Source organism: Streptomyces tailanensis (assembly GCF_008386495.1).
GTDB classification, from domain to species: domain Bacteria; phylum Actinomycetota; class Actinomycetes; order Streptomycetales; family Streptomycetaceae; genus Streptomyces; species Streptomyces tailanensis.
Window position 1 is genome coordinate 1 of the sequence record NZ_VTHJ01000102.1, and the last position, 4,743, is coordinate 4,743.

The window sequence follows — 4,743 nt, forward strand, 5'->3', positions numbered from 1 at the left end:
ATGGGGGTCCCCCCGCTCGAGCGAAGCCGAGAGTGGGGGAGGGACGGGTAGGGGCGGCGGGGGCGAAAACGTTCCGGCACGCCTACCGGCGTGGGAGTGGATCGAGCGCGCGGGCCGCGCGGACGTGGCCGACCGGGTGGCCGCCGCCCAGGAGGGGCTCGCCGGCGAACTCGGCGAGGGCGACGGGGGCGACGCCGGCGCGGACGAGTGCCGCCGCGGTCACCGGGACGCGCGCCCGGTTCGCCCCGTCCGCGATCTTCACGGCGACGGCCCGCCCGTCCGGCAGCGCGGCGACCTGGACGCCCTCGAAGCCGTCCTTGCTGAGCAGACCGGGCACGGCCCGCATCAGCGCGGCCACGTCGCGGCCCGCGCCGGACGCCAGCTCGGGGTAGGCGCGCATGGCGTCGGCGACCGCCCGCTCAGGCGTTCCCTCGGCCGCGGTGGTGATGCGGGCGAGGGAACGGGCCAGGCCGTGCAGGGAGACGGAGAAGAGAGGGGCACCGCAACCGTCCACCGTGACCTGAGCGATGGCCTGCCCGGTCAGGTCCTCGACGATCTCGGCGATGGCCTGCTGCAGCGGGTGGGCCGGGTCGAGGTAGTCCTCCAGGGACCAGCCGTTCAGCTTGCACGTGTAGAGCATCGCCGCGTGCTTGCCGGAGCAGTTCTGCGCGAGGCGGGAAGGCCCGCGCCGGTCCCGTATCCACGCGTCGCGGACGGCGGGGTCGTACGGCATGTCGGTGACGTTGCGCAGGTCGCCCTCGGTGGCCCCGGCGAGTTCCAGGATCCGCCGGGTTCCGGCGAGGTGGCGTTCCTCGCCGGAATGGCTGGCGGCGGTCAGCGACAGCAGTTCGCCGTCCAGGGGCAGTCCGGCGCGCAGCATCGCCACGGCCTGGACCGGCTTGAGCGCCGACCGGGGGTAGAACGCCGCCTCGATGTCGCCGAGTTGGAGTTCCACCTCCCCGTCGGCGCCCAGCACCACGACGGAGCCGTAGTGGATGCCCTCGATGACACCTCCGCGTACGAGGTGGGCGACGGGGGCGTGGAGCGGTTCCCGGATCGCGGGGGCCGCGGCCACCGGAGCCGCAGGGATCGCCGCGGCGCCGGTGGTCGTGGGGTCGTACGTCACTGCCTGGTTCACGCATCCGCTCCGGTCGAGTTCCGGGCTGCCCGGCGCCGTATGCCGAACCAGCCCACCATGAGTGCTCCCACGATCAGCGGGATGCACAGCACCGTCGTGCGGCCGGCGCCGCCGTCGGCGTACATGAGGACCAGCACTGACGCGAGGAAGAACAGCGTCACGAGTTCGGTCCAGGGGGAGCCCGGGAGCTGGTAGCTCGGCCGCGTCAGTTCGCCCTTCTGGGTCTTCTGCCAGAAGAGCAGATGGCAGATCATGATCATGCCCCAGGTGCAGATGATGCCGATCGCGGCGAAGTTGAGGACGATCTCGAAGGCGTCGGCGGGGACGAAGGCGTTCAGCCCGACGCCGAGGACACAGAAGCCGCTGGTGAGCAGGATGCCGCCGTACGGGACCTTGCTGCGGCTCATCACCGAGGTGAACTTCGGTGCGGAGCCGGACATCGCCATCGAGCGCAGGATGCGGCCGGTGGAGTACAGGCCGGAGTTGAGCGACGACATGGCGGCGGTGAGCACGACCAGGTTCATGACGCCGCCCGCCGCCGGGACACCGATGTTGGAGAGCACGGTGACGAAGGGGCTCTCGTCCTTCGAGTACGCGGACCAGGGCAGCAGCATCGACAGCAGGACGACCGAGCCGACGTAGAACAGGCCCACGCGCCACATGATCGAGTTGATGGCCTTCGGCATGATCTGCTCGGGGTTCTCGGTCTCACCGGCGGCGACACCGACCAGCTCGACGGAGGCGTAGGCGAAGACGACGCCCTGGATGATCAACAGCATGGGCAGCAGGCCGCCCGGGAAGACGCCGCCGTTGTCGGTGATCAGGGACGGGCCGGGGGTGGTGTCGCCGACCTCGTGCTGGGTGACCAGCAGGAAGATGCCGATGCACATGAAGGCGACGAGCGCGCCGACCTTGATGATCGCGAACCAGAACTCCAGTTCGCCGAACATCTTCACCGAGATCAGGTTCACGGTGAGGACCACGGCGAGCGCGATCAGCGCGATCACCCACTGCGGGATGTCGGAGAACATCCCCCAGTAGTGGGTGTAGACGGCGACGGCCGTGATGTCGGCGATACCGGTGGTGGCCCAGTTCAGGAAGTACATCCAGCCGGCCGTGTACGCGCCCTTCTCACCCAGGAACTCACGGGCGTAGGACACGAAGGCACCGGACGACGGCCGGTACAGGACCAGTTCGCCGAGGGCCCGGACGACGAGGAAGGCGAAGACGCCACAGACGGCGTACGCGATGAAGAGGGAGGGGCCGGCGTCGGCGAGCCGGCCGCCGGCGCCGAGGAAGAGGCCGGTGCCGATCGCGCCGCCGATGGCGATCATGTTGACGTGCCGGGCCTTCAGGGACTTGCTGTAGCCCTGGTCGCCCGCGTCGACATGTGCGGCCGGTGTGCGCGCCTCGTCTTTGAGTTGCTGCTCGCTCACGCCTCGGGTCCGCCTTCCGTGGGGGTGTCCGTGCGTGGGGAACGCACGATGTCGGTGAGGGTGGTCTCGACGCGGTCGAGGTGGTGGGACATGGCCTCCACCGCGTCGTGTTCGGAACCGTCGATCAGCGCCTCGACGATGGCCCGGTGCTCGCGGTTGGACTGCTCGCGCCGGCCGCCCAGTTCGTTGAGGAAGGCCGACTGACGCGCCAGTGCGTCCCGGATCTCCTCGATGACCCGGCGGAACACCGGGTTCTGGGCGGCCTCGGCCACGGCCAGGTGGAACAGCGTGTCCATCGCGACCCAGGCGGTGGTGTCGGTCTCCCGCTCCATCCGGTCCAGGAGGTGGGCCAGATGGTCCAGGTTCTCGGGGGTGCGGCGCACCGCCGCGTACCCGGCGACCGGGATCTCCACATGGCGGCGCACTTCGAGCAGGTCGCTGGCCGCGTAGTCGCCGAAGGTGGGGTCCTCGACGGTGTTCGCGATCACGAAGGTGCCCTTGCCGGTGCGGGACTGGGTCAGGCCCATCACCTGGAGCGCGCGCAGTGCCTCGCGCAGCACCGGACGGCTCACTTCGAGCTGCCGGCACAGCTCCGCCTCGGAGGGGAGCTTGTCGCCGACGGCGTACTTGCCGCGCTCGATGGCGTCGCGAAGGTGGGTGAGCACCGCCTCCATGGCGCTGACGCGCCGGGGTGCCGAACCACCTGTCTGGCTGTCTGACAGGTTCACGGGGGTGATCCTGCGAGTAACGGGAGGGGGCTGTCAAGGGGGCGCGGATTCGATCTTCGGGCTGGTGGGCGTGGTGGAGCACTCCGGTGGCGCGGGGACTCACGCCCAGAGGGACTCCGCCAGCGCCATCCCCACGAAAGCCGCGCCGAGCCCGGCCACCACGCTCGCGACGACGTTGGCGACGGCGTGGAAGCGGGCGCCGTCCTGGGCGAGCCGCAGGGTCTCGTACGAGAAGGTCGAGTACGTGGTGAGCGCCCCGCACAGGCCGGTGCCGAGCAGAAGTTGCAGATGGGACGTGGCTGCACCGGCGGTCACCGCGCCGGTGAGGACGCCGAGGACCAGGGAACCGGTGACGTTCACGGTGAACGTGCCCCAGGGGAAGACCGTGTCGTGGCGGGACTGCACGGCGCGGTCGGTGAGGTAGCGCAGCGGGGCGCCGACCATGCCGCCGGCGATGACGAGGAGCCAGTTCACGACGATGCTTCGCCCTTCGCGTTCGTGACGACGACCTCGCACGGATCGAGGGTGACCAGCCCCTCCGTGACCAGCTCTTCCAGCTGCGGCAGGAACGCCAGTACGCGCTCCTCGGTGTCCACGACGATCACCGCGACCGGCAGTTCCTCGCTGAGCGAGAGCAGCCGTGAGGTGTGGACGACAGAGGAGGCGCCGAAGCCCTCGATGCCCCGGAAGACGCTGGCGCCCGCGAGGCCGGCGGCGTGCGCCCGGTGCACGATCTCGCTGTACAGCGGCTTGTGGTGCCAGGTGTCGTCCTCGCCGATCAGGACGGTGAGGCGGAGGGCCGGGCTGGTGAGCAGCTTCCGTTCGGACTTGGTCATCGTCGCCTCCCTGCGAGGGCCAGGCGGGCTGCCGTCGCCGCGAGCCAGACCGCCGTGAGGGCGGCGAGGAGGGTGGCGGCGAGGTACGCGAGGGCGGTGCGGGGGTGGCCGTCCTCGACCAGTCGCTGGATGTCGACGGCGTAGGTCGAGAAGGTGGTGAAGCCGCCGAGCACTCCGGTGCCGAAGAAGGGCCGTACCAGGCGGTGGGCGGCCCAGATGTCCGTGATCACGACCATGAAGAGGCCGATCACGAAGCAGCCGACGACGTTCACCCAGAACGTGCTCCAGGGGAAGCCGCCGGGCGGCGCGGGCCACAGCAGCGACGCGCCGTAGCGGGCCGCCGCGCCGACGCCGCCACCGAGGGCGACGACCGCGACGACGGGGGCCTGGCCCTGCCAGGGGGAATGCCGCACCGGTCGGCGCGGGACGGAGGCAGCAGGATGGCGGGCCTCGACCTCGTCGGGGTGCGGGACTGTCATGTGCGTACGTCTCCTACTCACGCCCCACCGCCGCGCCGCGAGGCGGACAGCGGCTGATCGACAGCGTAACCCCGGGCCTGTCCACCCCGCACACCCCCGGTGCCCGACCACGGGCACAGGCGCGGG

General features: G+C 70.8%; 6 protein-coding genes. All 6 read right to left on the reverse strand.

Annotated elements, in window-relative coordinates:
• Positions 1-82 precede the first annotated feature (82 nt).
• Entirely contained in the window at positions 83-1,126 is a 1,044-nt protein-coding gene (locus tag F3T56_RS42945) for an asparaginase (protein ID WP_149830923.1), read from the reverse strand.
• Between the two features lie 8 nt (positions 1,127-1,134).
• Positions 1,135-2,574: an amino acid permease gene (locus tag F3T56_RS42950; RefSeq protein ID WP_149830908.1), complete on the reverse strand. Its 1,440-nt coding sequence runs from the start codon at positions 2,572-2,574 to the stop codon at positions 1,135-1,137.
• Positions 2,571-3,302, reverse strand: a complete 732-nt coding sequence (locus F3T56_RS42955) for a FadR/GntR family transcriptional regulator (protein ID WP_149830909.1) — start codon at positions 3,300-3,302, stop codon at positions 2,571-2,573. Before F3T56_RS42955 ends, F3T56_RS42950 begins: the two co-directional genes overlap by 4 nt.
• Before the next feature lie 99 nt (positions 3,303-3,401).
• Complete coding sequence (gene crcB, locus F3T56_RS42960; protein WP_149830910.1) at positions 3,402-3,776, reverse strand: fluoride efflux transporter CrcB; 375 nt, start codon at positions 3,774-3,776, stop codon at positions 3,402-3,404.
• The gene (locus F3T56_RS42965) at positions 3,773-4,138 is read right to left on the reverse strand and encodes a DUF190 domain-containing protein (protein ID WP_149830911.1); all 366 of its coding nucleotides are present in this window, start codon (positions 4,136-4,138) and stop codon (positions 3,773-3,775) included. Before F3T56_RS42965 ends, crcB (F3T56_RS42960) begins: the two co-directional genes overlap by 4 nt.
• Positions 4,135-4,617 carry a fluoride efflux transporter CrcB gene (gene crcB, locus F3T56_RS42970; RefSeq protein ID WP_149830912.1) on the reverse strand — a complete coding sequence of 161 codons (483 nt, stop codon included), beginning with the start codon at positions 4,615-4,617 and terminating at the stop codon, positions 4,135-4,137. The genes F3T56_RS42965 and crcB (F3T56_RS42970) overlap by 4 nt, the downstream gene beginning before the upstream one ends.
• Positions 4,618-4,743 lie beyond the last annotated feature (126 nt).

What these genes read in the sequence shown, in the direction of transcription:
- F3T56_RS42965 (WP_149830911.1), bottom strand. Translation starts at nt 4,138, where the DNA reads ATGACCAAGTCCGAACGGAAGCTGCTCACCAGCCCGGCCCTCCGCCTC.
- crcB (WP_149830912.1), bottom strand. Translation starts at nt 4,617, where the DNA reads ATGACAGTCCCGCACCCCGACGAGGTCGAGGCCCGCCATCCTGCTGCC.